We start from the raw sequence: 26,546 nt of genomic DNA on the forward strand, positions 1-26,546 counted from the left end.
GCCTGTTCCGCTCCCCATTCCGGGAGTTGACCGTTCCGACACGGTTGCGACTCACTGGTAGCTTGGACGGTCATTCGTCATCCAGGGGGAATTCAGCATGCACAAAGTCGTACGTACCGGCACCGTCGTCGCCACCGGACTGCTGACCTTTCTCGCCCTGACCGGGTGCAGCGGCGACACCGGCAAGGACAGCGCGGACAAGGGAGCCGGTTCCACCGCCGCCCCGGCTCCCACCGGCAGCGACAGCGGCGACACCGGCTCCGGGACGGACGGCCACGCCGGCGGCCTCGAGGAGTTGGAGGGCGCCTGGGCCGGGCAGACCGACGGCAAGGCCGTGGTGCTGTCCGTCGCATCCGGGAAGGCCGTGGTCGTCGCCGACTCCCATGTCTGCTCCGGCACCGCCGAGGACGCGGCCAAGCCGGCGCTGACGCTGACGTGCGCCGACGGCGACACCGGCCGGACCGTGGGAACCGTCGAGTCCAACGACGGCAGGACCGTCGTCGTCTCGTGGGACGGCGGCGCCAAGGACACCCTCGCCAAGACCGACGCCGACTCGCTGGAGGGCCTGCCCGACCTGCCGATCCCGTGATCCGGGGCAGCCCCCCGATCCGCCCGTCGCCCGTCCGGGCGGCAGCCTCTCAGTCGTCGTCGGACGCGTGGGACCGCGAGCCGGTGTCCAGGCCCTGGGAGAACTCCTCCAGAGCTTCGAGCAGGAGGCCGGCCCCGTTCCGTACGACCGGCTCCGGCCCTCCTTCGCGCGTCCGCTCCTCCTCGTCCCACGTCTCCAGCGCCCTGCGCACCGCCGTCCAGTCCGGTACGCGCCGCTCCCGCACCGCCTTCGCCCCCTGCTCGGTGGCCCGCCGCAGCGCCTCGGCGAGCGGGGCGGCCGCCGGTACGGGGGTGGCGCCGCCCTCCGGGAGGTGCGCCTCCATCAGCATCGCGACCCGGCCGAGCTGGACGAGCGCGTGCTGCGTGTCGTCGGCGGCGGCGTGCGAGAGGCCGCGGTGGCGCACCGGTTCGTGCTGGGCGGTGGCCACCGCCTCCTGCCAGGCGACGCGGGCGTTCCGGGTGGCGAGCAGCGCGTGGCGGACGTCCTCGTGCCCGCGGGCGGCCGGATCGGCGTACTGGTCGACGACCGAGGCCGCGTACCGGCCGTCCTCCTTCAGCCAGTCGCCGAGCCGGCCCCGCAACCGCGGGGTCTCCCACGCCGGGTAGACGGCGTACGAGACCATCGCGAGGAGCCCGCCGAAGAGGGTCAGCAGGACCCGCTCGAGCACGGTCTGCGAGAGGTCGTCGCCGGCCATGCCGAGCAGGAAGACCACGTACGCGGCGACACAGGCCTGGCCGACGGCGTAACCGGTGCGCATCAGCAGGTACATCAGCAGGGCGCAGGCCACCGCGAGCGCGGCCGACAGCCCGGTGCGCGGGTGGGCCGCCTGGACGATCGCACTGGCGGCGAAGACCCCGACGACGGTGCCGCCGAAGCGTGCCACGGACCGCTCGTACGTCCGGGAGAACTCCGGCCGCATCACCATGACGGCCGCCATCGGCGCCCAGTAACCGTGCCCGTACGGAAGCGCCCGGCCCAGCAGGTAGCCGACCGCGGCGACGGCGGAGATCCGGATCGCGTGGCGCAGGATCGGGGAGCCGGGTCTCAGTTCGCGGCGCATCGACCTGACCACGACCGGGACCAGGCGCAGGAGGGTGGGCCGGTCTTGGTGCGCGGCGGGGATCCGGCCGCCCCGCCCGGCCTCGATGGCGTCGGCCGCCCCCGCCGCCCCGGCCCGCTCCTCCTTCGTGCCGTCGCCCTCGGCGGCCTCGATGACGTCGGAGAGCAGGGCGCTCAGCCGGTCGGCGGCGCGGAGCGGAGGGCCGGTGAGCAACGCGCCGGTGTCGGGGGTCTTCAGGGCGGCGACGGCGGGCGCCGGGATCCGCACCGGGTCGCCGTGGCGGATCGCCCGAGCGGCCGCGTCGAGCAGGGAGCCGGCGGCGGCGAGGAGCTCACGGACCCGGTCGCGTTCCGGGCCCTCGGACGGCACGCCCATCGCCGGGTCCGCGAGGGAGGCGAGGACCGGTCTGATCCGCTCGGCGACGCCGCGCGAGCCGTGCAGTTCGGCGGGGCGGTGGCGGGCCTGGCGGGCGGTGACGGCCGCGGCCCTGCGGGCCTCCATCAGGGGGACCGGGTCGAAGTGGGCGACCGGGTCGTGGCGCAGCCTGCGGGCGTAGTCGGCCTCGGCGGCCAGCGCGTCGGCCAGGGCATCACGCTGGGCACCCCATCTGCGGACCGGGAACAGCACGATCAGCACCGCCTGGACCACCCCGCCGAACGTGATCATCAGGGCGTGCAGGGCCGCCTCGGCCACGGAGGTGGGCAGGGTGATCGTCACCAGCATGATCGCGACGTTGGACGCGGCGATGATGCCGCCCGTCGGGCCCGCGGCCCACGCCAGTCCGGCGACGAAGGTCCAGAGCACCAGCAGGACCATGAAGAGCGCCAGATGGGAGCCGGTGACGTAGCCGAGGAACGTCGACACGCCCAGGCTGAACCCGGAGACCAGGGCGAGCACCGGACGGGGGCGCCAGCTGCGCTGGAAGGTGGCGATGGCCGCCTGGAACGCGCCGAACGCGGAACTGGCGGCGACGACCGGCCCGAAGAGGGCGAGCGTCACCCCCAGCACCAGGGCGAGTCCGGCCGCGCCGCGGATGGCGATCAGCGGTTCGAGGCGCTTTCTCTCGATCGTCAGCCCCGAGCGGGCGGTCTCCCTCAGCGCCCGGAGCCAGCTCATGCCCAGAGCCTAACCGGAATTGCCGATATGCCCCGAGTTATCGGGTGCCGTTTCCCGCTGCGCCGGTCGGTTCCGGAAGTGGAGGCGCCGGGGGCGGGGTGCCGTCGGGTCTGGGGTGCCGTCGGGGGAGGGCAGGGCAGGGCCCCTGCCCCGAGGGCAGCCCTCCGGGGCGGGTCCGTCGCCTCAGCCCGAGATCTCCGGTGTGCTCCCGCCCATCCTGGCCCGGTCCGCCGCGGCCGTCCCGTGGGTCCAGCCGTCCAGGTCCGTGGCACCGCGGACCCGGGTGGTCGTCGTCTCGGGGAACATCTTCTCGGCGGTGTCCGTGACCGCCACGTCCCGGGCGGCGAGCACGGGCAGCAGACCGGCCCCGGCGGACGGCGCGCCGAAGGAGGCGCCCTCGGCGTCGGCCTCGGCGGTGGCGCGGGCGGTGCCGTCGGCCAGCCGGCGGCCCAGCCGCTGGGCGTAGGCCATCAGGAAGGACTGCCGGAAGGTCTTGGTCCGTTTGCGGCCGCCGGCCCGTTGGCCCGCCTCGGCCCGGGTCATCGCCGCGGTGCCCTGCACGAGCAGCGAGGTGTGGAGCAGTTCCACGGCCTCCAGGTCCGGTTCGAAGCCGACCACCGTCGAGAAGCCGAGGTCGCTGTTCCACACGGCCCGGCAGCGGTTCGCCGAGGCGACGGCGTCGAGCAGGATCGCCTTGGCCGTCTCGTACGGGGCGTCCACCCCGATCCGGCAGGCGCCGGGCACGCTGCCGCTGTGCGTACGGGCCGCCAGCAGGGCCTCGTCGATGCTGTGCCGGGCCATCAGCTCCTGTGCCTTGGTGGTGAGCGCCTCCGCCTCCTCGGGGAAGCCGGTCGCCTCGGCCTTGGCCAGCAGCGCGCGGATCCGGGTCAGCATGCGCGGTTCGTCGTGCGCGGGCGGGAGGTGCAGGCTGTCACGCAAGGCGCCGGGCGGCGGCCCGACGGGCTCGATCGCCGGCAGCCGGAGCAGCAGGCGGTAGAGGCCCAGGAGTGCGGAGGCGTACGAGAAGCGGTCCGGCCGCCCCGCCGGCGGCGGGGCGGGCAGCTCGTCCAGCTGGGCCTGCCAGCGGGGCGGCAGCACCTCGTGCCGCCGGGCCTCCGCACCGATCAGCCCGGCGGCCAGACCGGCCGCGTGCTCGTCCCGTTCACGGCGGACGATGCGCACGAGGTCGGCGGGCAGCCAGCCCCGGTCCCAGGCGCGCCGCACGAACTCCTCGCCCCGGCGCAGCAGCTCCGCGTCGGACGCCGGGTCGGCGGCGAGGAGGGACGCGCCGGTGTCGAGGCCGGCGTCGCCGTCGGAGTACAGGGCGGCCGCGAAGGCCTGGTCGATCACCGGTTCCATGGGTTCAGGGTAGGCAGGGCGGGGCGGGCGGAATTCATCCACACCCTGTGGACAACGAACGCCGGTTCGCGATCGCCGGTTCGCGACCGGTGCACGAACGCCGGCACACGCCCGTCGGCACACGACCGCCGGCACACGACCGCCGGCGCACGACCGCTGGCACACGACCGCCAGGGTGACCCTCGCGGCGACCCCTCTCTCCCGTCGCCCGCTCCCCCGTCGTCCGCTCCCCCGTCGCCCGCCCTTCCCTCACCCGCTCTCCGTTCACCCGCTCCCCCGCCGCCCGCGGGTCACGGCAGCAGGACGACCTTCCCGCGTACGTGCCCCGCCTCGCTCAGTTCCTGCGCCCTGGCCGCCTCGGCGAGCGGGAGCGTCTCGGCGACGGGCACCCGCAGCTCGCCGACGGCGGCGAGCCGGGCGTGCTCGGCCAGTTGCACCCTGGACCGGGAGCCGCCGCCGGAGAACGCCACGCCGTACGTCGCCGCGTCCGGGTCGGCGATGGTGACGATCCGGTCGGTGGTGCCGCCGCGCAGCTCGATGGAGTCCGGCAGCGCGCCGCGCCCCGACGCGTCGAAGACCGCGTCCACACCCTGGGGAGCGAGTTCGCGCACCCGGCCCACCAGCCCGTCCCCGTACTCCACCGGGGTCGCGCCGAGCACCCGCAGATAGTCGTGGTTGCCCGGGGAGGCCGTGCCGATCACCGTCGCGCCGCGGGCCGCCGCCAGCTGGACCGCGGCCGATCCGACGGCTCCGGCCGCCCCGTGCAGCAGCAGGGTCTCGCCCTCGTCCACGGCGAGTTCGTCCAGGACCCGCTGAGCGGTGCTCGACGCGATGGTCAGCGCGGCCGCGTCCGGCCAGCTCAGCTCCGCGGGCTTGGGAGCGACGAGGGCGGCGTCGGCCAGGGCGTACTCGGCGTAGGAACCGGTGGCACTCCAGCCCAGCACCTCGTCGCCCACCGCGACACCGTCGACCCCCTCACCCGTCACGTCGACCACCCCGGCGAACTCGACGCCCGGGACGGCCGGCAGCGAGGTCGGGAACACGTCCTCCATCCAGCCCCGCCGGATCTTGTAGTCCATCGGGTTGACCGCGGCGGCCCGGACCTTCACCCGCACCTGCCCGGGTCCGGGATGCGGATCCTCCACCCGGGCGGGGTGCAGCACCTCGGGCCCGCCGAACTCCTCGAAAACGATCGCTTCCATCGTGTCGTCTGCCTCCTCGCACAGCGGATCCGGACCAGGCCCCGGGCCTCCTCGGCGCAGCGGATCCGGAGCGGGCCCCAGGCCTTGATCCATCCTTCCAGCCGGCGCCCGCCCGCGCGCCCCGCCTCGCTGTCAGTGCCGGGTGCCAGACTCGAATCCATGACCGAACGCTGGGCTGTGGCCGTCACGGAGAGCGGTGGCGCGCGCCTCGCCCCGCTGGACCGCGCCGGCCGCCCCACCGCCCCGGTCGTGACCGAGCCGGATGTGGCCGAGGCCGTGCGCTCCCGCCCCGGAGTCACCCGCTGGGTGTGGCGTTCGACGGCCGAGGTCTACCCCCGGCTGCTGGCCGCCGGGGTCGCGGTCGCGCGCTGCTACGACATCGAGGTCGCCGAAGCCCTCCTGCTGGGGCACGAGGGCCGCCTCGGCGAACCCCGCTCCGCCGCAGCCGCCCACGCCCGCCTGCTGCGCGGCCCGGTGCCAGCCGATCCGCCGCCGCGCGCCGCGGTGCCGGGCTCCCAGTCCTCCCTGTTCGAACCGCGCTCCGGGGCGGAGCTGTCGTTCGATGCCCTCCTCCAGGTGTACGCGGACCAGCTCGCCCGCCACGACGCCACGGACCGGCCCGGACGGATGAGTCTGCTGACGGCCGCCGAGTCCGCCGGGATGCTGGTCGCCGCGGAGATGAACCGCTCGGGCCTGCCCTGGCGGGCCGATGTCCACCGCGAGGTGCTGCACGAGCTCCTGGGCGAGCGGTACGCGGGCGGCGGCGAGCCCCGGAAGCTGGCCGAGCTGGCGGACGAGGTGTCCGCCGCGTTCGGCCGCAGGGTGCGCCCGGACCTCCCCGCCGATGTGGTGAAGGCGTTCGCGCAGGCGGGCATCAAGGTGCGCTCGACCCGCCGCTGGGAGCTGGAGGAGCTGGACCACCCGGCCGTGCGGCCGCTCGTCCAGTACAAGAAGCTGTACCGGATCTGGACGGCCCACGGCTGGAGCTGGCTCCAGGACTGGGTCCGCGACGGCCGCTTCCGCCCCGAGTACCAGCCGGGCGGTACGGTCAGCGGCCGCTGGACGACCAACGGCGGCGGGGCGCTGCAGATCCCCAAGGTGATCCGGCGGGCGGTGGTGGCCGACGACGGCTGGCGGCTGGTCGTCGCGGACGCCGACCAGATGGAGCCGCGGGTGCTGGCCGCCATCTCCCGCGACCGGGGCCTGATGGAGGTGGCCGGTCATGACGGCGACCTGTACACCGCACTGTCCGACCGGGCCTTCCACGGCGACCGCGACCACGCGAAGATCGCCCTGCTCGGCGCGGTCTACGGCCAGACGTCGGGGGACGGGCTGAAGAACCTCGCCGCGCTGCGCCGCAGGTTCCCGCACGCGGTGGCGTATGTGGACGACGCCGCGAAGGCCGGTGAGGAAGGCCGTCTCGTACGGACCTGGCTGGGCCGCACAAGCCCGCCCGCCACGGGTGCCGGAGACGAGGGGGAAGCCGGCATCCCGCAGGAGAGCGACGATCCGCGGGTGGACGGCTCCGGCGCGGCGGACGGCGGATTCACTCCGGGGTACGCCTCCTCCGACGCCCGGGCCCGGGGCCGCTTCACGCGTAACTTCGTGGTGCAGGGCAGTGCGGCCGACTGGGCGCTGGTGCTCCTGGCCGCGCTGCGGCAGTCGATCGCGGCAGCCGGGCTCCGCGCCGAACTGGTCTTCTTCCAGCACGACGAGGTCATCGTCCACTGCCCCCAGGAGGAGGCCGAGACGGTCGTGGAGGCGATCCGGGCGGCCGGCGAACTGGCCGGACGGACCGTCTTCGGCGACACACCCGTGCGCTTCCCGTTCACTACGGCGGTGGTGGAACGGTACTCGGACGCGAAGTGACGTCCTCGGCCCCGCCTTTCGAGCCGTCGAAGGCGGCAAGGCCGTGGTCGTACCGGGCAGCCGCCAGATGCCGGTGGTGGTGCCGTGCGTTGAGCGTGTGGATCGCGAGCGCCACCACGGCGATCATGCCGAGGACTACCGCTGCGGTGATCAGGATGTCCATGGGTCATGGCCTCCTCGGGCCGTCCCGCGCGTAACTCCAGGCTACTGCGGCCACGCTCGTGACGGACCTCGCCGGCCGCGACCGCGACGAGCTCGCCGGCCGCCCCGCGCCGTCGGCGCGCTCGCGCCTTGACTTCGGGGGATTGCCGTCAACGTAGCCGCGTGGGCGTCAGCTTCAGGAGATCCCGTCCGCCTCATCGCGTCGCGTTATGGGGCTGTCACGACCGGCTGCGATACGGCGGAACACGCTCGGCGGATCTCCCCGCGTGCGGCCCGCGCGAGTAGGTTCCTCCCATGCGAATAGGCCAGATGCTGGGCAGCGGGCGCTCCGCCGACGTATACGAACTGGACGAGCTGTGGGTCCTGCGGCGCTACCGCGACGGACTGGACGCCACCCGCGAACTGCCGGTCATGTCCTACCTCTCGGCCTCGGGTTATCCGGTCCCCCGGCTCGGCCCGCAGCCCCCGTCGGCCGGACCCGGCGATCTGGTCCTGCAGCGGCTGACCGGACCGACGATGCTGGAGGCCCTGCTCAGCGGCGACATCGACGGCGCCGAGGGCTCCGCCGTACTCGCCGGGCTGCTCGCCGATCTGCACACCGTCCCCGCCCGGCTCTCGCAGGACCCCGAGGACCGCATCCTCCACCTCGACCTGCATCCGGACAACGTGATGCTGACCCCCGACGGCCCGGTGGTGATCGACTGGAGCAACACGGAGGAGGGGCCGCCGGCCCTGGACCGGGCCATGTCGGCGCTGATCCTGGCCCAGGTGGCGGTCGATCCGGCCCATCCGGCGGCCGCCGGGGGACGCGAACTGCTGACCGCCCTGATGCCCCACCTCCAGGCGGAGGGCGGCATCCCGGCCCGGCACCTCGCCGACGTAGCGGCCCGCCGCGCCGCTAACCCGACGATGAGCCCGGCCGAACGAGCCCTCATCGGCGAGGCGGTGGCCCTGGTCACCGCGCTCTCCGCCTGAAGCCCCGTCCGACCGGACCCGGCCCGACTGCTCGCGCCCGCCCGACCGTTCGACCCGACCCGGCCCGACTGCTCGCGCCCGCCCGACCGTCCGACCCGGCCCGGCCCGGCTACTCGCGCCCGCCCGACCGTTCAACCGGACCCGGCCCGGCTACTCGCGCCCGCCCGACCGTTCAACCGGACCCGGCCCGACTGCTCGCGCCCGTCCGACCGTTCGACCCGGCCCGGCCCGGCTACTCGCGCCCGCCCGACCGTTCGACCGGACCCGGCCCGGCTCGGCTACTCGCGCGTCCCCGCCAGTTCGACCGGCCGGGTGCGCAGTGCGAGCGAGGCGGGCAGCACCGCGAAGACCACGGCCAGCAGCGCGCTCACCGCGAGGACCGTGCCGATGGCGTCCCACGGCGTGACCACGGCCGAGTGGACACCGAGCAGGCGCAGCGCGGACCGTACGCCGAGCAGATTCAGCGCGGCCACCGCCCCGCCGAGCACCGCACCCACCGCCACCACGACCAGGGCCTCGACCCCCACCAGGCGCAGCGCCTGCGCTTTCGTCGCCCCGGCGAGCCGCAGCACCGCCAGGTCACGTACCCGGTCGGAGGTGGCCATCACCTGCGTGTTGGCCAGCGCGATCCCCGTGTACACGAGAGCGATGAGCAGGATCATGAGCATTCCGAGGCGGGTGTTCCCACCGGTCCGCCGGTGGCTCTGCGCCAGCCATTCGGCCCTGGTCGCCACCTTGGCGCCCGTCGCCCGCCCCGCCGCCTCCAGGCGCGCCGCCACGGCCGGGCGCCCGGTGTCGCCGACCACCTTGACGTCGATCCGGTCGACGGCGGCGCCCCCGGCGTTGCGCGGGGTCACGTACACACCGTTGTCGCCGGTTCCGGTGCTCAGCACGGCCGCCACCCGCAGGGTGACCTTGCGGCCGTCGGCCAGCCAGACGCCGACGTGCTCGCCGACCGTCGTGGTCATCCACTCCTCGTTGACCACGAGGGAGCCGTCGTCGAGACCGGCGAGGCTGCCTGCCACCACGGGCAGCGCCGACACCGCTGCCGCATCGGCCGGGTCCACGGCCCGCGCCTCGGAGCCGACCAGCGCCGTGCCCTCCTCCAGCACCGTCACGGAGGTGGAGCGCGAGGCGCTGACGACGGCGCCGGGGATCCGCCGGACCCGCTCCACGAACCGCGGGGGCAGCGCGGCGCCTTCGCGGTCCGCCGTGATCACGAAGTCCGAGGTCACCTGGGTGCGCACCTCGGTGGCCCTCGCCTCCTCGAGCGTCGCCGTCGTACCCAGCAGCGAGGCGGCCAGCGCCACGGTGACGATCACGGGTGCCGCGATCGCGGCCGTTCTGCGCAGCCCGGCCGAGGCGTTCTCCCTCGCCAGGACGCCGGTGGCACCCGGGAGCCGGGCGGGCAGCCAGGTGAGGAGGCGGGTGACGGGCCGTACGAGCACGGGGGCGAACAGCGCGAACCCCACGATCAGCAGCATCGGCTGGATGATGTAGGTCTTGCGCTTGAGGACGCTTCCGGGGTCCTGGACGAGAGCGGTCCCCAGCAGCACGGCCCCGGTCAGCAAGGCGGCGGCGCCCAGCAGCACCCGGCTCAACGGCATCGAGCCGCTGTCGACGGCTGATTCGCGCAGCGCCTCCGCCGGCCCCACCCTCCCGGCCCGGCGCGAGGCGGCGACCGCGCCGGCCAGTGCCACGGCGAGTCCGGTCCAGAAGGCGGTGTGCAGCGGCCAGCTCTGGCCGCCGATCGCGAACCAGCGGGGCGCGATCTGCTCACCGACCATCCAGGAGGCGAGCCGGGGCGCACCGAGGACGCCCAGTCGGCACCCCGCCGCCGACGCCAGGACGCCGATGACGACCGCTTCGGCGTACACCATGCGCCGCACCTGGCCCGGAGTCGCGCCCGCCGTGCGCAGCAGGCCGAACTCGCGGCGGCGCTGGGCGACCGCGAAGGAGAACGTCGAGGCGACCACGAAGACGGCGACGAACGCGGTGATGCCGGCGGCCGTGCCGAGCAGCGCGTTCACGGAGGTCAGCGCCTCGGCGTCCCGGTCCGGGTCGGGGTCCGCCCGGCGCCTGTCGTCGCCGGTGAGCACCGCCATCCGCTCCTCCCGGTCCACGACCGCACGCACGGCCGCGGCATCCGCGTGCACCACGACGGCGTCGATGACCGGGGAGATCCGGGCGGCCTCGGCCGCGGTGAAGAACAGGGCGGTCTCGAACCCCGCGGGGCGCACCGTGCCGACGACGGTCCGGACGGCGGTCCCCGCCGGGGTGACGACCCTGATCCGGTCCCCCGTCCGCACCTCGGAGCCGTTCCCCGCGGTGACGACCACCTCTCCGGCGGCGGCCGGCGCCCGCCCGGAGGCCAGCCGGTAGGGGGTGGCGGCCGCGACCGGCCAGGGGTGGCCGACCGTCCCCCCGCCGTCCCCGTCCAGGCGGGAGCCGGCGACCGAGACGGGGAACGTGCGGTCCTCGGCCGTACGCCCGAGCCGGGCGAGCGCGGTGGCGAGGCCCGCCGGGACGGGCCGGGGCGAGGTCAGCTCCCGGGTCCGGACGCCGATCGGGGTCCGGACCCGCAACCGGTCCTCGCCCCGGACGACGACGGGGGCGGCGGCGAACCGCTCGGGGCCGTGCCGGGGCGCGTCGAGCGTGGCGGCGAGGGCCATCCCGGTGGTGGCGACGATCCCCACGCCGAGGGCCAGCGCGAGGAAGGAGCCGACGAAGGTCACCCAGCGGGTCCGCATGCCCCGCAGCGCCAGGCTCAGCACGGGACCGCCGCCATCCGCGTCATGCGCGCCGCGGCCTGCTCGGCGGACGGGGAGGACAGTTCGTCCCGCACCCGGCCGTCGGCCAGGAACAGCACCCGGTCCGCGTAGGAGGCGGCGACCGGGTCGTGCGTCACCATGATCACGGTCTGGCCGCCGTCGACCATGGTGCGCAGCAGCGTCAGCACCTGCCGGCCGGTCGTGGAGTCCAGAGCGCCGGTGGGCTCGTCCCCGAACAGCACGTCGGGCCGGGTGACCAGGGCACGGGCCAGGGCCACCCGCTGCTGCTGGCCGCCGGACAGCTCACCGGGCCGGTGCGCGGCCCGTTCGCGCAGCCCGACCCGCTCCAGCACGTCGAGGACCTCGGCCCGTTTCGGCCGGCGTCCGGCCAGCCGCAGCGGCAGGGCGACGTTCTGCTCGGCGCTGAGGGAGGGCAGGAGGTTGAACGCCTGGAAGACGAACCCGATGCGCGTGCGGCGCAGCAGTGTCAGCTTCCGCTCGCTGAGTCCGGTCAGTTCGGTGTCGCCGAGGAACACCTGCCCGCCGGTGGGCCGGTCGAGCCCGGCGGTGCACTGGAGCAAGGTCGACTTGCCGGAGCCGGAAGGGCCCATGACGGCGGTGAACGTGCCCCGGGGGACGTCCAGACTGACCCCGTCGAGCGCGGTCACCGCGCCGGTGTTCCTGCCGTAGGACCGGGTGACCGAACGGAGTCGGACAGCTGCGTGATTCATGGGCACCACTCAACCGGCGGCGCTTCCGGGGCACATCGCAGCGAGCGGGAGTCCCGGGGGTGGAGGTAGCTCCACCTGCCGGGTGGGCCTCACCGGGTGGTCCGCGCTCCGGGACCGGCCGGTCACCCCGGCAGCGGTACGGGGGTCCGGGCCGTCGCCCCGGCGGCGGTACGGGGGTCCGGGCCGTCGCCCCGGCGGCGGTACGGGGGCCGTCGCCGCGGCGGCGGTACGGGGGCCTGGGCATGGCTGCCCGCGTCCCGGGGCGCGACGGCCGCCACCTGCTAGTGTCCAGTCCGCTCGGCGTGCCCACGGCGTCTCGACTGCGGGCCCCATGTCACCTGTGGATACGAGGACTTGCGCGTGCGCGTCGTACTGGCCGAGGACAGTGTGCTCCTGCGGGAGGGGCTGATCGGCCTCCTGGAGCGGTTCGGCCACCAGGTGGTGGCGGGCGCGGGCACCGCCGGCGAGCTGATCGCGGCCGTGGCCGAGCACGGCCCGGACATCGTGGTGACCGATGTGCGAATGCCGCCCGGTTTCTCCGACGAGGGGCTGCGCGCCGCGATCGAGCTGCGCACCCGGCAGCCGGAGCTGCCCATTCTCGTCCTCAGCCAGTACGTCCAGCGCGCCTACGCCGAGGAGCTGCTCGACTCCGCCGACGGTACGGGCGTCGGCTACCTCCTCAAGGAACGCATCGGCAACGTCGACGAGTTCATCGACGCGCTGCACCGGGTCGCCGCCGGGGACACGGTGGTGGACCCCGAGGTGGTCCGCCGGCTGATCCGTCGCCGCCGTGACCCGCTCGAACGGCTGACCGCGCGCGAACAGGAGGTACTGGCCCTGATGGCGGAGGGCAAGTCCAACGCGTCGATCGCCACGGCGATGACGGTCAGCGAGGGCACCGTCAGCAAGCACTTCGGGAGCATCCTCACCAAGCTCGACCTGTCGCTGGACGACACCACGAACCGCCGGGTCCTGGCGGTACTGGCGTACCTGCGGGGCTGAGCCCGCTCCGGTGGTCCTCCGCGCCCGCGGCCGGCCCGAAAGACGTTGCCGGGACGAGCGCCGGTGACGCAGGATTCCCCGTTGTGACCACAGCCGAGCACAGCCCGCAGCCCTCCGCGGCACCTCGCCCCCTCGCACTGATCACCGGCGTGGGCCGCACGATCGGCATAGCCGCCGGCATCGCCCGCCAACTGGCCTCCTCCGGGTGGGACATCGCGTTCACCTACTGGACGCCTTACGACCGGCGCATGAGCTGGGGCGAGGAGCAGGGCGCGTCCGCGGCCATCACCGCCTCCCTCACCGAACGGGGCGCGCGCACGGCCGCGATCGAGGCGGACCTGGTCGACCCCGAGTCCCCGGCCCGCGTCTTCGACGAGGCCGAACGCCGGCTCGGGCCGGTCACCGCCCTCGTGCTGAGCCATGCCGAGTCGGTCGACTCCGGCCTCCTCGACACCACCGTCGAGAGTTTCGACCGGCACTTCGCCGTGAACGCCCGCGCCACCTGGCTGCTGATCAGGGAGTACGGGCTCCGCTTCCGCTCCGAGCCGGGGTCCGGCCGGATCGTCGCCCTCACCAGCGACCACACGGTCGGCAACCTTCCGTACGGCGCCAGCAAGGGAGCCCTGGACCGCATCACACTGGCCGCCGCCCACGAGCTGGCCCACCTGGGGGTGACCGCCAACGTCATCAACCCGGGCCCCGTGGACACCGGCTGGATGAACGACGAACTCTCGGGGATCCTCGTCCGCAACACCCCGCTGGGCCGCCTGGGCACCCCGAAGGACACCGCCCACCTGGTGGACTTCCTCTGCTCGCCGCAGGGCGGGTGGGTCAACGCCCAGCTGCTGAAGAGCAACGGCGGATCGGCATGAGTGCGCTCCGCCTCCCCCACTCGGGGCCACGGACATGAACAATTTCGAGGGCGGTGACGGCCGGTACCTGGAGATGACCAACGGCGGCACGGCGGTGTTCGTGGACGTGCTCACCTTCGCCGTCTCCGAGCTGGCCCACGAGCCGTGGGACTTCCGCTTCGCCGCCCTGCTGACGCTCCAGGACCAGAACATGATGGGGCGCGGAATGGTCGGCTTCGGACTCGCGGACCTCGACTGGGGGGAGACCCCGCAGGAGCGGTCCGCGGCCAAGGACTTCCTGCTGCGCGTCCTCGACCTGGCCCTGTCCCGCCACCGGTGGGAGGAACTGACGTACGAGCCACCCCGGGTCGAGGGCTACCTCCGTACGTACCGGGCGATGGTGGAGGACTTCGACCCTGCGACCGCCGACGCTGACGCCGACGCCGACGTCTTCCCCGGCCCGCAGGAGGCCGCGATGGCCTCGTGCGTACGCCATCGGGTGCTGTGCGCACTGCCCTTCTGGGAGGCGTGTGTGTTCTGCACCGAAGGGGTCTGAGCATCCGCCCTGGCCCCGCTCCGACTCCACCGCTCCGCAGCTCCCCATGGCGGCGGGCCTGCCGCACCGCCATCGCGCTTGTCCGCACCCGCATGAGTACGCCGATGCCGCACCCCGGATGCCTTCACCCCGGCGGGTACTCATGCACGGGTGCATGGGGGCGAGCCGGCCCCCGGGCGCGGCGCGCTCGGTCGCCGACTCGGCGCAGCGCATCCGCTGCTCGGGGCGCGATTCGCCGTTGACCGGCACCGGAAGAGGTACCCGATGATCGAGGAATATAATCGGTGCCATGTCGAAGCCTGACGCGCTGCTTGTTGACGTTGCCGCCCTGGTGGAGTCCGGGCACAGCAATCAGATGCCTCTGACCGTGGTCGCCGGTGGTGCTGTCATCACCGGCCGGCTGGCTCCCGAAGCCGTCTGGAGGCAACGGGTCTCGGAGGTCCTGGCCGACTCGGCCCGCCTGAGTGACTTTTCCGCCATGTTCACCACCGTGGCGCCCGCGGACGGACCGCCCACACATCTGCACTTCCATGTGGCTCGGATCCTGCAGGGCACGGTAGGGATTCCGGAGACGGGCGGGATGTACCGGGTGGCGATCGAGGACGTCAGCGCCTGGACCATGGGCGACTTCAGCTACTCCGACCACTGACACACCGCCGCGCCGGAAGGCCGCGGCGGCCCAGGGTGCAGGGGGGCCGGCATCGTCGTCGAGGCGGCCGAACGAGTCGCCTGCTGCCCTCCGGCCTTCGTGCGGGACACACGTGGAGGGGCCCCGGTGCCATCGGCACCGGGGCCCCGAAGGACCTGCTACACCATCAGCCGGCCTTGATCGGCTGCGCCGGCTCTCTGTTTCCGCAGAGCCGCCCGGGAGAGAGGGGCGGGTTGCGGGGATCGCGGTTGCTTGACCGGAGACCACCTCACTATCGATGTCCTGCGGTACCCGGGCCCATATCGTCAGCCCGGGCGATCCTGATGGCGCTCGGCTCCTCCGTTTCCTTCCCTCTGAACCAGCCACTCCGTACTTACGGGTGGCCCTTCCCTTACTGGTGGCCTCTCACAGCGCCACTTCCGCAGCCAGCCCCGTCGCCCGTCCTGCGTCTGCTCCGGCTTGGAACCCCACTGCGGAACTTCCTGGTGCGCGCGTCCGCAGCCGACGCCTTCACCAAGGTGCTGCTTCGCATGCACTGCTGCGTACTACCTCTACGTGAACCGCTTGTGGCGGCCCCTGATCACTGCGGGCCACCCGGTCCGGTCGTCAGTTCCGTCGCCGCCCTGCACCATCCATGGCTCCGTAACTCCACCACCGAACCGTCCTGCGAACGGGAACTGCTGGGTACTGCTGCCCGGCAGTTCGTCTCTGCCGGGCCTCGCCGTTCCTCTTGACTACGTGAGAAACCATAACCACACGACACCCCAATGTCTACTCCAGCCGACACAGATTTTTAGGCGTGAACCCAGAAGACTGTCTGCCTGGATCATTGACGGAGCAGGGGCGGGCCACCCCGGCCGACTCCGGCGGCGATCACCCCCTCCGCGCGTCGGCCGCGTACGGGTCGCGGACCTTCGGGGCCTCCAGCCCGACGTCCACCGGGAAAGCCGGAAGGTGTTGCTCGACCGAGGCGGCCCAGGGGGCCCGCGCACCTCGCCCTCAGGCCCCGGGCCCCCACCCGGCAGCCGTACCGGAGCGGCCGGCCTGACGTTGCGTCACCCGTCCTTACGCCACCTCGACCTCAGACCCCGGCCGCCCACACACCAGCCGTACCGGAGCGGTGAACCTGATGTCGCGCCACCCGTCCTTACGCGCCCGGTGAGTCCCCCACCGCACGACGCGGACACCGCGGACAAATGTCAAGAACGTCACCACACGGTCACGCTCCGGTGAAGCCATGGCCAAGAAACTTCCTTGACAGCTGCTCAGCCCGAGTGATCGACTTCGGCTCGGACATGGCTGCGGAACGTGACCAACTCCGCTCGGTGGCCGCAACATTGGGGGGAATGATGTCCGAAGCCAGGGAGCGGACCGGGCTGTCCCGGCGCAAGCGTGCCGTGGCCGCCGTGGCGGCGGGTGCCGTGGTGCTCGCGGGTGCCGCCCTGTGGACCTCGGCCTTCGTCAAGTCGCCCGCCCAGGCCGCGGCCGACGCCGGGCCGCCGGCCCGTGACGTGCTCACCGCGCCGGTCGAGCGGCGCGTCCTGGCGGACACCGTCGTCACCCGCGGCACCGTCTCCGCCTCGCAGACGGTCGACCTCGCCCCGGTCGGCTCGACCGTGGACGGGTCGACCGCGCCCGTCGTCACGAAGGTGATGGTCCGCTCCGGCCAGACGTTCCCGGCGGGCCGGGTCCTCGTGGAGGTCTCCGGCCGGCCGGTCTTCGCGCTGCCGGGTGCCCTCCCCGTCTACCGCGACCTCAAGCCCGGCAGCCACGGCGACGACGTGCGCCAGCTCCAGCAGGCCCTGAGGTCGGTGGGCCACTCCACCGGATCCGACCCGTCCGGCACCTACGGCCCGGGCACCAAGCAGGCCGTCGCCGCGCTCTACTCCGCCATCGGCTACGAGCCCGTCCCCGCCTCGGGCGTGGCCGAGGGGACGGACGGCGACCCGGTCGAGGCCGCCCAGGACGGTGTGAAGCAGGCCCGGCGCCAGCTCGACGGGCTGCTCAGGACCGAGCCCGGGAAGAAGCGGGACGCCGACGCGGTCCGCTACGCCCGCGAGGACCTGGCCGAGGCGCGGACGCACCTCGCCGAGGCCGAAGCGAAGTCGGGCCCCATGGTCCCCGCCTCCGAGGTGGTCTTCCTCTCCGGCTTCCCGGCCCGCGTCGACTCCATGACCGCCAAGGTCGGCAGCGAGGTCGGCGAGAAGCTCGCGACCGTCTCCGCCGGCCGGCTGGTGGTCAAGGGATCCCTGGGCGCCCAGGAGAAGGACCTGGTCCGTCCCGGCCAGAAGGTCGAGGTGCAGTCCGAGGTCTACGGCGACAAGGTGACCGCCACGGTCGCCTCGGTCGCCGACGTCCCGACCGCCGCCGAGGGCGGGGACCAGGGCGCGGCCGCGGACGGCCAGGGGTACGCCGTCGCCGTGAAGCCCGACTCCCCCCTCCCGGCCCGGCTCGCCGGGCAGGACGTTCGCCTGACCATCGAGGCCGCCACCTCGGGCAAGAAGGTGCTCGTCGTCCCGGTGTCCGCCCTCTCCGCCGGAGCCGACTCCCGCACCAGCGTCACCGTTCTGGAGGCGTCCGGCGTCCGGCGCCGCATCGAGGTCCGGGCCGGCACCTCGGGGGACGGCTTCACCGAGGTCGTCCCGGCCGCGGGTGCACGGCTCGTCGCGGGCGACAAGGTCGTCGTAGGCGTCGCACGGTGAGCGACGACCACGTCGCGCCCCCGGTCGTCGAGTTCCGGGGCGTCGGCCTCACCTACCCCGGGCCGCCGCCGGTCCGTGCGCTGAGGGAGTGCGAACTGGCCGTCCGGCGGGGCGAGTACGTCACGGTCGTCGGCCCCTCCGGCTCCGGCAAGTCGACCTTCCTCAACATCGCGGGGCTGCTCGACGCGCCCACCGAGGGCCGCTACCTCCTGGACGGCATCGACACCGCCGCCCTCGGCGACGCCGACCGCACGGGGCTGCGCGGGCGACGGATCGGGTTCGTCTTCCAGAGCTTCCACCTGCTGCCGCACCGCTCCGCGCTGGAGAACGTGATGCTGGCCATGGTCTACAACTCCGTCGAGCGCCGCGGCCGCGCCGGGCGGGCCCGCGAGGCGCTGGAGCGGGTCGGCCTCGGCCACCGGGCCGACGCGCTGCCCACCCGGCTGTCCGGAGGTGAGCAGCAGCGCGTCGCCGTCGCCCGCGCGCTGGTCGCCCGGCCCTCGCTGCTCCTGTGCGACGAACCGACCGGCAACCTCGACACCGCCACCGCCGAATCGATTCTGCACCTCTTGGACGAGCTCCACCACGACGGCATGACCCTCCTCGTGATCACGCACGACCCGGACGTCGCGGCGCGCGGCCAGCGCACCGTCACCATCCGGGACGGCGTGCTCAGCGAACAGGCGGTGGCCGCGTGAAGCCGCGTCCGCGCAGGGCCCCGAGACGCGAACGGTCCCATCTGAGCCGGCGCGACCTGCTCTCCGAGTGCGCCGCCGGCATCCTGCAACGCCCCGCGCGCTCCGCGCTCACCGCCCTCGGCACCGTCCTCGGCGTCGGCACCTTCGTCGCCGTCCTCGGCCTGACCGCCACCACGTCCTCGCAGATCGACTCCCGCTTCAACGAGCTGACCGCCACCCAGGTGACCGTCGAGGACACCGGCGGCGATCAGCCCGAATACCTGGCGAACGCCTTCCCTGCCGACGCGGACCGCCGCATCGAGGCGCTCAACGGCGTGCGGAAGGCGGGTGTGTACTGGCCGGTGCGGCTGCCATCGGAGGAGCTCGTGTCGGCCGCGCCTCCCGGGGCCGGCGACGAGGGGGAACGGACGGAGGTCGTCGCGGCCTCCCCCGGGATCCTCGAAGCGGCGGGTCCCGTCCTGGAGCAGGGCCGGACCTTCGACGCATACCACGACCGGCGGGGCGAGAACGTGGCGGTGATCGGCTCGGGGCTGGCCGCGCGGCTGGGCATCACCACCCTGGAGACCGCGCCGGCGGTCTTCGTGGGCGATCACGCCTTCACCGTCATCGGCATCCTCGCGGACGTCGAGCGCAAGGCCGACCTGCTGCTGTCGGTGGTGGTCCCGCGGACCACCGCCGAGCGGATCTGGGGCGGCCCGGACAGCGGCGCGCGGGCGCAGATGCTCATCGCGACCGACCTGGGGGCGGCCCGGCAGATCGCCTCCGAGACGGCCCTGGCCCTCGATCCGGCCCACCCCGAGTACTTCAAGGCGGTGCCTCCGCCGGACCCGCGGAGCCTGCGCGGCAGCGTCACCTCCGACCTGGACGAACTGTTCATGCTGCTGGCCGGCATCTGTCTGGTGATCGGCGCGGTCGGCATCGCCAACACCACCCTGGTCGCGGTCCTGGAGCGCACCGGCGAGATCGGACTGCGCCGCGCCCTGGGCGCCCGGGGCCGCCACATCACCGTCCAGTTCCTGGCCGAGTCGGGCGCGCTGGGCGCGCTCGGCGGCCTGGTCGGCACCAGCCTCGGCACGGTCACCGTCGTCGCCATGGCGGTCGTCCGCGACTGGACCCCCGTCATCCATCCGGCGACCGTCGTCGCCGCCCCCGCGATCGGCCTGGTCACCGGGCTGCTCGCGGGGCTCTACCCCGCCTGGCGGGCCAGCCGCATCCAGCCTGCGGAGGCCCTCCGCCGCTGATCCGCCCCCCCACCCCTCCAGGCCCGCAAGGAAGAAATGTGCGAAAGACGACGACGGCGGCAGTGACCGCCCTGCTCACCGGTTCCCTGCTCCTCACGGGGTGCGGCGGCGACTCCGACGACAAGGCCGTGCCCACGCAGCCGGACAACTCCATCGCGCCCGCGTCGTCCAGCCTCACCGCGGACCTGGCCCTGCCCGTGGAGGCGTACATCTTCTCGGAGCCGGAGATCGCCCAGCTGACCCGGGCCATGAGCAGCCTCGCCGTGGACTGCATGAAGGAGGCCGGCTTCACCTACCGGCCCGACGACGGCCAGTCCCCGGACATCGGCGCCATGGACCGCCGCTACGGCATCGCCAACAGCCACACCGCACAGGCCTACGGCTACCACTTCCCGGCGCCACCGGCCGGCCGGGACAGCGCCGTCAAGTCACTGAGCGACGCGGCCCGCGTCACCTTGTCCGGCGAGCCCCTCGCGGACGGCTCGCTCGACACCGGGGGCGGCTGCATCGGCAAGGCCAAGAAGCGGCTCGCGGGCGGCGCCGACGCGTTCGGACCCGATGAGGCGGCCCGCACCCTCAACCTGAGCAGCTACGCCCGCAGCCAGAAGGACCCCCGGGTGCTCGCCGCCTTCCGTACCTGGTCGTCGTGCATGGCGGCCAAGGGCTACCGCTACGCCTCACCCATGGACGCCATCGACGACCCGGCCTTCGCCACCAAGAAGGCGAACCAGAAGGAGATTTCGACGGCCCGAGCGGACGTCGAATGCAAGAAGAAGACCGGACTCGTCCGTGCCTGGTTCGACGTCGAGTCCGAGTTGCAGCGTACGGAGATCGAAAAGGACCCCGAGACCTTCGCCCGGATCGAGCGGCACAAGACCGACCAGCTCAAGCGTGCCGCGGCCGAACTCGGCGAGTCCAGTTGACCGCACCACTCAGGCAACACCACTCAAGGAGAGCGTTATGCGTATTCGTCAGTCCGCCGTGGCCGCCGCCTTCGCCGCGGCCGGCACCCTGAGCATGCTGGCCATCGCCGCACCGGCGCAGGCCGACAGCATCCCCGACAGCCTGTGCGGCGGTGTCGTCGACAGCCACTACTGCCTCTGGTACAACTCCAACCAGCTGGGCGGCTGGACCGCCACGACCGGGAACGTCGCCAACTGGGACAACTACGGCGGCACCGGGTACCCGATGAACTTCTCGGACGGCGGCCAGGGCACCAACGGTGTCGGCACGCACGTGAAGAACAACGCCGCGTCCTACGCCAACAGCGACTACGGCAGGACCGGCGTGTCGTACTTCAACTCCAACTACGCCGGCGCCTCCGACGTGGCCCCGCCGCGCGACAAGGGCAACCTCGTCAACACGTACAACAACAACGCCTCCTTCCGCTGGCGCTGACCACCCGAGCCGACCGTCCCAAGGAGAATCCATGCGTATACGTAAGTCCGCTGTTTCCGCCGCCCTCGCCGCCGCCGGCACCCTGAGCATGCTGGCCACCGCCGCACCGGCACAGGCCGACAGCATCCCCGACAGCCTGTGCGGCGGTGTCATCGATGTCGACTACTGCCTCTGGTACAACTCGAACCAGAAGGGCGGCTGGACCGCCACCTACGAGAACGTCGCCAACTGGGACAACTACGGCGGCACCGGCTACCCGATGAACTTCTCGGACGGCGGCCAGGGCACCAACGGCGTCGGCACGCACGTGAAGAACAACGCCGCCTCCTACGCCAACAGCCACGACAGCAAGACCGGCGTCTCGTACTTCAACTCCAACTACGCAGGCGCCTCCGACGTGGCCCCGCCGCGCGACAAGGGCAACCTCGTCAACACGTACAACAACAACGCCTCCTTCCGCTGGCGCTGACGGGTATCGCGCCGGGCCCCTCTCCCTTCCGGACCTGCCGGTCCTTCCGGAGAGGGGCCCGTCCTCGTCCCACGAGGACTCGCCAGGCCCACCCGGTGAAAGCACTACAACGCCCGGGACGCGCGCTGCGGACGGACCCCTCGGCTCGACAAGCACGGCAGCTTCCGGACGTTGTCCGCTCGCCCCCGTAGATCACTGCCCAGTTGGGCATGCTGATAGCCGCAGAGGATCCACCCTGCGAGCCATCCGACGCTGACCTGGGGGAACGTGTGATCGTCCGTCGCTACCCGAACGAGGACGACGAACTGGCCCAGCACCTCACCGACCAGCTCAACACTCCACTGGACCGGCCGGAGAGTGGGGAGTTGAACACGGGCCACATCGCAAGCATCGCCGCCGCGACAGCCTGCGATGTCGCATACGACCAGGCGGCCAACGGCCACCTGGTCGACCTGTTCGCCGCGCTCCCCCTGCCGGGCACTCCCGAGGGGCGCGAGTTCTGGGCGTCGCTCGGGGAGGCGGGAGGCCAGGCCGCCTGGAACATCGTTCCCGCCAACGCGGGTGGCCCTTTCTTCGACTACCTGCTCAACGGGAACGAAGGAGGTATCGCCTTCCGCGTGCTCAGCTTTGTGGGCGAGCTGGACGACGAGCGACGCGCAGCCGTGGCCGAAGTGATCGGGGACGCGCTGAAGGACACCTTCGTGGGAGGCGGCGCCCGGTACCTCGGGAAGTTGTGGCTACGTGACGCCGAAAACTCCGCGTGGCACGTCATGCTCGCCAGTCGCCGGAAGCAGGAGACGCGTGAGGACCGCGAACGATTCCTTGACGCCTGGGGCAACGCCTGAGCGGCGCGGCGGCGCAGTCCGCTGCTGATCGACGGCGACCCGGCGTCTTGGCCAGGGGGCGGACCTCGAACAGACCGTCCCTGTCCCGCCGAACCGCGCCGGACCGTCGGTGATCAGCTCCGGATCGCGCGTTTGTGATCAGTCGCCGTGGGCCACCGGACCTCAGCCTGGCAAAGACGTCGCCCCGGTGGCCGTGCGGTACTCCGTCACGAGGCGTGAAGCGCCCTCGGAAGCACGCGAAGGACTCGACGCGCCGCCTGGGCGCGCTCTTCGTTCCCGCGACCCGACGCAGGATTCAGGCCCCACCGAGACCAGAACTGAGACGGCCGGCACGCACCGGTCCCGCGCTCGACGTCGCCACCGCATCCACATCCGCCAAAGCAAAAGCAAAAGCCCCAGGTCACGGCGAGTGAGTCCTGAGGCTTAAGCGGAGCCGCCTTCGGGATTCGAACCCGAGACCTACGCATTACGAGGGCCTGCAAGATCGTGACGGGGGGTCATCCGTGATCACGATCGGTCCGGTTTTGCCTGGTCAGAGACTTCCCGACCACGCAGGCGTGACACCCGAGTCTGCTGGATGCTTACCCGTCCGCTCACGCACCGCTCACGCAACCCGAGCGGATTCTCAGCGCTTCCGCCAGTCCTTGTGCGGGTCGATGAGGGTACTGCCTCCTGCCCACTTCATCCCGCAGACAGGGCAAATCACGTACCACTCGTTACCTGGGGCACTCTCGTCCATACGCCCCGCTGCCCAGTTCCGGGGCAATCCTCAGTGACTTCTTCGCGCATGGCTTCTCCTCTCTACCGAGCTGGCTACGCCACGCCCTCGTCAGCGACAGCGGTCGAGCGGATCGAATGAATGACGGACACCATGACGTCCACCTCGGCCTCCGGGAAGATCGCCTCGGGGCCGGTCGGGGCGAGCGCGGTGAACGGCGACTCGTACAGTGCATCAACGTCTATCGTGCCGTTGCGCGCCAGGTAGTCGATCAGCTCGTTGACGAACCGGAGTTGGTTGGCCGTGAGCGTCTTGCCCTGTTGGAAGAAGTCGAAGGCCAGGGCCGCCGCCTCCCGCTCCAGGCCAGTCAGTGACCGGAGGAACAGGCCGAGGCCGCCCTTGGCGTCCTTGATGTAGTCGATGTCCGTCGAGGTGCCGAGGCCGGCCTCGACGAAGATCTTCTCCAGCTCCGACAGGTCCAGAGCCGTGATCTGCTTGTTGCGGCGGATCTTCTGGACGGCGAGCTGGTCCTGGTGCGTGTTGAGGTAGATACGGATCTTCTGCTCGAAGCGGGTGAGGTCGGTACCGATCTCCATGCCGGTGAGCGTGGCAGCGGTCAACTCGCCCAGCTCGTCCTCGAAGTCGGTGTACACGATGCCGCGCTTGGTCTTCTCGATCAGTCTGACGAGGCCGCGCAGACGGCGCCGCATGGTCTCCAGCAGGGGCAGCGTCACGTCCTGCCACCACTCGTCGCCTGCAACCTCGTCGAGCAGAACCTGCTGGGCCTTGATCGCGGGAATGGTCAGCTGATCGAGCAGGGTGGACGCGATCTCCTGGACCTGATCCCGTAGCCGGGTGAAGCCCGGGTCTCCGTTCGCGACGGCGAGCTGAAGGCGAAGCGCGATCAGGTCGAATCGCTTGGCCTCCTCGCCGACGTCATCCTTGTCTCGGAAGGCGGTCGGGAGTCCGGCCAGGTGGTCGACGACCTCGCCGTGTGCGTCGGGCGTGAACTCCAGCCAGGTGTCGAAGTCGGCGAAGTTTTCGACCTGTTCACGGTGCGGGCGGACCAGGAAGTTCTCCGGGTTCATCGCCGTAACCTCGTCATGCAGCCGGGTGGCGAGGTCCCAGCGCAGACCGGAGTCGCTGACGGTGCCGTCGGACTCAGGCCGCGTAGCGATCACTGCGGCTGCTTGGTGGTCGCGGGCGGAGCTGTCATCGAGGGCGAGAAGCAGGTCGGCTCGGCGCTCGAAGATCCGCTGGCTCAGCGAGGGGGCGACCTTGCCTTCGGCGCGCATCAGGTTCTGGTTGAAGAACTCGATGTTCTGGCACAGGTCGAAGACCAGGAAGCCGTCCTTGCTCCGGTTCGGGCCAAAGAGGTCGGGCGCGAGGCGGGTACCACGGCCGATCATTTGCCAGAACTTGGTCTTGGAGCGCACCAGCTTGAAGAAGACGAGGTTGACGACTTCGGGGACGTCGATGCCGGTGTCCAGCATGTCCACGGAGATGGCGATCTGGGGAAGCTCCGCCGCGTCGGAGAACTTGTCGATCAGGCTCTGGGCATACTCCTTGCGGTAGGTGATGACCTGCGCGAAGGCACCTTTGAGATGCGGGTAGTTCTTGTCGAACCGCTCGGCGATGAACTCGGCGTGGTGGTTGTTGGCGGCGAAGATGATGGTCTTGCCGAGCTTGTCGCCGCCGTCGACCTTCAGGCCGTGCGTCATGAGGGTCTGCAGGACCTTGTCGACGGTGTCCGCGTTGAAGAGGTACTTGTTCAGTTCCTCCGTGGTGATCTCGTCAGGGACATCACCGTCCTCGTTCCACTCCGTCTCGTCCCACTTCTCCTTGTCCTCGTCGGACAGGTCGTCGTACTTGATGCCGCCGCGCTGGAACTTCAGCGGGACATCGACGGCCCGCGGCGCCACCAGGTACCCCTCAGCCACAGCCTCGTCCAGGCTGTAGACGTCGGTGGGCACGCCGTCCTCCAGCTCGAAGCGACGGTAGGTGTTGCGGTCGACCTCGTCCTTGGGCGTCGCGGTCAGACCGACGAGGAGCGAGTCGAAGTAGTCGAAGATCGCGCCGTACCGCTGGTAGATCGAACGATGCGCCTCGTCGATGACGATCAGGTCGAAGAAGCCGGGGCCGAAGATGCGGCGGCCATCGGCGTCGGTCTGGTCGATCAGGTTCATCATGGTCGGGTAGGTGGAGACGAACACGCGCGAATGCGGGTCCTTCTCCTCCAGCAGGTTCACGGGGTTGGCACCAGGCAGGTGCTTCTTGAACTCGTTGGTGGCCTGCTTGACCAGGGCCTTGCGGTCGGCGAGGAAGAGAATGTGCTTGGCCCAGTTGGCGCGCATCATCAGGTCGCTGAGCGCGATCACGGTCCGGGTCTTACCGGAACCGGTCGCCATCACGAGCAGTGCGTGGCGCAGCGAGTCCTTCTCGAAGGAGCCGGCGATCCGCCGTATGGCGCGGGACTGGTAGTGACGGCCGGCGATCTGCTCGTTGATCGGCAGCTTGGCGAGGTTTCGGCGGCTGGCCCTGCGCTGGATCAGGAGGCGCAGCTCGTCCTTGGTGTAGAAGCCCTGGACCTCGCGGGGCGGGTAGTTGAGGTCGTCGAACAGGTACGTGCGATAGCCGTTGGTGTAGAAGATCACCGGCCGCTGCTTGAACTGCGCCTCCAGGGCATCGGCGTAGAGCGTCGCCTGGTACTTGCCCTGCTTCGGGTCGCGGGTGGTCCGCTTGGCCTCGACGACGGCCAGGGGCTTGCCGTCGTCGTCCCAAAGGACGTAGTCGACCTTCCCCTTACCGGAGGGCGCGGCCGAGGTCGGCAGCCCCGTGACCGGGTACTCACGGTCCCTCGGCTGGTCCAGCGCCCAGCCGGCCTCCTTGAGGAGGAGATCGATGATGAGCGAGCGAGTCTCGGCCTCGTTGTAGTCGTGGGTGTCCGGCTGCGCCTCGTTCGCGGCCTTGGCCGCTTTGACCTGAGCGCGCAGATCGGCGATCTCTGCGTCGAGGTCCTGGTTCTTCTTCCGCTCGGCGGCCAGCGCGGCATCCTGCTCGGCGTACTTCTCCGCCTGCGCCTTCAGCTCAGCCTGCTTGGCGATCCGCACCTCGGCTGGGACTGGTCTAGGTATCAGCGCCGTGTCGAACGCGAGCGTAGACGCGGGAAGTTGGGACTGGTCCCGGGTGTAGGTGCGAGCCATCCAGTACAGGACGTGGAACAGCTCGGCGACCGTGCGCACCGCATCTTTCGGAGAGATGGGGGTCTTACGGTGCACGGCGGCGTTGCCCTGCCGCCGAATCACGTCCATCTTCGTCCTGATTGCAGGGCCAGCCACCTTCACCAGCGTCGGCTCAGCAATCAGCGCCGCCAGGTCGTCCTGGTATGGCAGCTTGAGTGTGTCGTCCGCCTCGAACATCCACGTCACCGCGAGCTCCAGCACCCTCCGCGCATAGAAGGCGGAAGCTCGCGGGTCTGCGTACGCCAGCCGCTCGGCGTGCACGGCCTCTCGGTGCAGCTCAGGCCATTCAGCCTGGAGGAACCCAAAGTTACTCACGCCAA

The 26,546-nt window shown here is 71.9% G+C and carries 21 protein-coding genes; 14 read left to right on the forward strand and 7 right to left on the reverse strand.

The annotated features are described in order from the left end of the window. Window positions 1–97: 97 nt before the first annotated feature. Window positions 98–589: a hypothetical protein gene (locus tag ABZ454_RS29400; RefSeq protein ID WP_359542398.1), complete on the forward strand. Its 492-nt coding sequence runs from the start codon at window positions 98–100 to the stop codon at window positions 587–589. Between the two features lie 49 nt (window positions 590–638). On the opposite strand, the gene ABZ454_RS29405 is transcribed toward ABZ454_RS29400, so the two are convergent. The 3 genes from ABZ454_RS29405 to ABZ454_RS29415 form a co-directional block, all read right to left on the reverse strand. Beyond that, a complete protein-coding gene (locus ABZ454_RS29405) occupies window positions 639–2,786 on the reverse strand; it encodes an FUSC family protein (protein ID WP_359542401.1) in 2,148 nt (715 codons plus the stop codon). Between the two features lie 183 nt (window positions 2,787–2,969). Beyond that, window positions 2,970–4,145 carry a DUF2786 domain-containing protein gene (locus ABZ454_RS29410; protein ID WP_359542404.1) on the reverse strand — a complete coding sequence of 392 codons (1,176 nt, stop codon included), beginning with the start codon at window positions 4,143–4,145 and terminating at the stop codon, window positions 2,970–2,972. Between the two features lie 290 nt (window positions 4,146–4,435). Next, the gene (locus ABZ454_RS29415) at window positions 4,436–5,347 is read right to left on the reverse strand and encodes an NADP-dependent oxidoreductase (RefSeq protein ID WP_356319453.1); all 912 of its coding nucleotides are present in this window, start codon (window positions 5,345–5,347) and stop codon (window positions 4,436–4,438) included. Between the two features lie 159 nt (window positions 5,348–5,506). On the opposite strand from ABZ454_RS29415, the gene ABZ454_RS29420 reads away from it, so the two are divergent. Then, on the forward strand, window positions 5,507–7,216 hold the full coding sequence (locus ABZ454_RS29420) for a bifunctional 3'-5' exonuclease/DNA polymerase (protein ID WP_359542409.1): 1,710 nt from the start codon (window positions 5,507–5,509) through the stop codon (window positions 7,214–7,216). Here ABZ454_RS29420 and ABZ454_RS29425 read toward each other — a convergent pair. Further along, window positions 7,179–7,379, reverse strand: a complete 201-nt coding sequence (locus ABZ454_RS29425; protein ID WP_359542411.1) for a hypothetical protein — start codon at window positions 7,377–7,379, stop codon at window positions 7,179–7,181. The two genes, ABZ454_RS29420 and ABZ454_RS29425, sit on opposite strands and share 38 nt — an antisense overlap. Before the next feature lie 293 nt (window positions 7,380–7,672). On the opposite strand from ABZ454_RS29425, the gene ABZ454_RS29430 reads away from it, so the two are divergent. Then, entirely contained in the window at window positions 7,673–8,353 is a 681-nt protein-coding gene (locus ABZ454_RS29430) for a phosphotransferase (protein WP_359542414.1), read from the forward strand. A 278-nt stretch (window positions 8,354–8,631) separates the two neighbouring features. Here the strand turns inward: ABZ454_RS29430 and ABZ454_RS29435 are convergent, their stop codons facing one another. Both ABZ454_RS29435 and ABZ454_RS29440 read right to left on the reverse strand, forming a co-directional pair. Next, window positions 8,632–11,127, reverse strand: coding sequence for an FtsX-like permease family protein (locus ABZ454_RS29435; protein ID WP_359542417.1), 2,496 nt, complete (start codon window positions 11,125–11,127; stop codon window positions 8,632–8,634). Next, the gene (locus ABZ454_RS29440) at window positions 11,121–11,855 is read right to left on the reverse strand and encodes an ABC transporter ATP-binding protein (protein WP_359542420.1); all 735 of its coding nucleotides are present in this window, start codon (window positions 11,853–11,855) and stop codon (window positions 11,121–11,123) included. The genes ABZ454_RS29435 and ABZ454_RS29440 overlap by 7 nt, the downstream gene beginning before the upstream one ends. Window positions 11,856–12,215: 360 nt before the next feature. On the opposite strand from ABZ454_RS29440, the gene ABZ454_RS29445 reads away from it, so the two are divergent. The 11 genes from ABZ454_RS29445 (at window position 12,216) to ABZ454_RS29495 (ending at window position 22,266) form a co-directional block, all read left to right on the forward strand. Continuing rightward, window positions 12,216–12,857 (forward strand): response regulator transcription factor, encoded by a 642-nt coding sequence (locus tag ABZ454_RS29445; protein WP_359542422.1) that lies wholly within the window; start codon window positions 12,216–12,218, stop codon window positions 12,855–12,857. A gap of 83 nt (window positions 12,858–12,940) precedes the next feature. Continuing rightward, window positions 12,941–13,729 carry an SDR family oxidoreductase gene (locus ABZ454_RS29450; protein WP_359542424.1) on the forward strand — a complete coding sequence of 263 codons (789 nt, stop codon included), beginning with the start codon at window positions 12,941–12,943 and terminating at the stop codon, window positions 13,727–13,729. Window positions 13,730–13,763: 34 nt separating this feature from the next. After that, on the forward strand, window positions 13,764–14,264 hold the full coding sequence (locus ABZ454_RS29455; protein WP_359542426.1) for a hypothetical protein: 501 nt from the start codon (window positions 13,764–13,766) through the stop codon (window positions 14,262–14,264). Window positions 14,265–14,553: 289 nt separating this feature from the next. After that, a complete protein-coding gene (locus ABZ454_RS29460; protein WP_356319462.1) occupies window positions 14,554–14,913 on the forward strand; it encodes a hypothetical protein in 360 nt (119 codons plus the stop codon). Window positions 14,914–16,259: 1,346 nt separating this feature from the next. Then, window positions 16,260–17,615, forward strand: coding sequence for a peptidoglycan-binding protein (locus ABZ454_RS29465; protein WP_359542430.1), 1,356 nt, complete (start codon window positions 16,260–16,262; stop codon window positions 17,613–17,615). Next, on the forward strand, window positions 17,612–18,313 hold the full coding sequence (locus ABZ454_RS29470) for an ABC transporter ATP-binding protein (protein ID WP_359542432.1): 702 nt from the start codon (window positions 17,612–17,614) through the stop codon (window positions 18,311–18,313). Before ABZ454_RS29465 ends, ABZ454_RS29470 begins: the two co-directional genes overlap by 4 nt. Beyond that, the gene (locus tag ABZ454_RS29475; protein WP_359542434.1) at window positions 18,310–19,554 is read left to right on the forward strand and encodes an ABC transporter permease; all 1,245 of its coding nucleotides are present in this window, start codon (window positions 18,310–18,312) and stop codon (window positions 19,552–19,554) included. Before ABZ454_RS29470 ends, ABZ454_RS29475 begins: the two co-directional genes overlap by 4 nt. Before the next feature lie 38 nt (window positions 19,555–19,592). Then, window positions 19,593–20,477, forward strand: a complete 885-nt coding sequence (locus ABZ454_RS29480; protein ID WP_359542436.1) for a hypothetical protein — start codon at window positions 19,593–19,595, stop codon at window positions 20,475–20,477. A gap of 37 nt (window positions 20,478–20,514) precedes the next feature. Next, a complete protein-coding gene (locus tag ABZ454_RS29485) occupies window positions 20,515–20,952 on the forward strand; it encodes a hypothetical protein (RefSeq protein WP_359542438.1) in 438 nt (145 codons plus the stop codon). A gap of 31 nt (window positions 20,953–20,983) precedes the next feature. After that, window positions 20,984–21,421, forward strand: coding sequence for a hypothetical protein (locus ABZ454_RS29490; RefSeq protein WP_356319470.1), 438 nt, complete (start codon window positions 20,984–20,986; stop codon window positions 21,419–21,421). Window positions 21,422–21,690: 269 nt separating this feature from the next. Then, window positions 21,691–22,266, forward strand: coding sequence for a hypothetical protein (locus ABZ454_RS29495; protein ID WP_359542441.1), 576 nt, complete (start codon window positions 21,691–21,693; stop codon window positions 22,264–22,266). 813 nt (window positions 22,267–23,079) lie between these two features. Here ABZ454_RS29495 and ABZ454_RS29500 read toward each other — a convergent pair. After that, window positions 23,080–26,541, reverse strand: coding sequence for a DEAD/DEAH box helicase family protein (locus ABZ454_RS29500; RefSeq protein ID WP_359542443.1), 3,462 nt, complete (start codon window positions 26,539–26,541; stop codon window positions 23,080–23,082). Window positions 26,542–26,546: the final 5 nt, after the last annotated feature.

It is taken from the genome of Streptomyces sp. NPDC005803 (assembly GCF_040630435.1).
Lineage (GTDB): Bacteria > Actinomycetota > Actinomycetes > Streptomycetales > Streptomycetaceae > Streptomyces.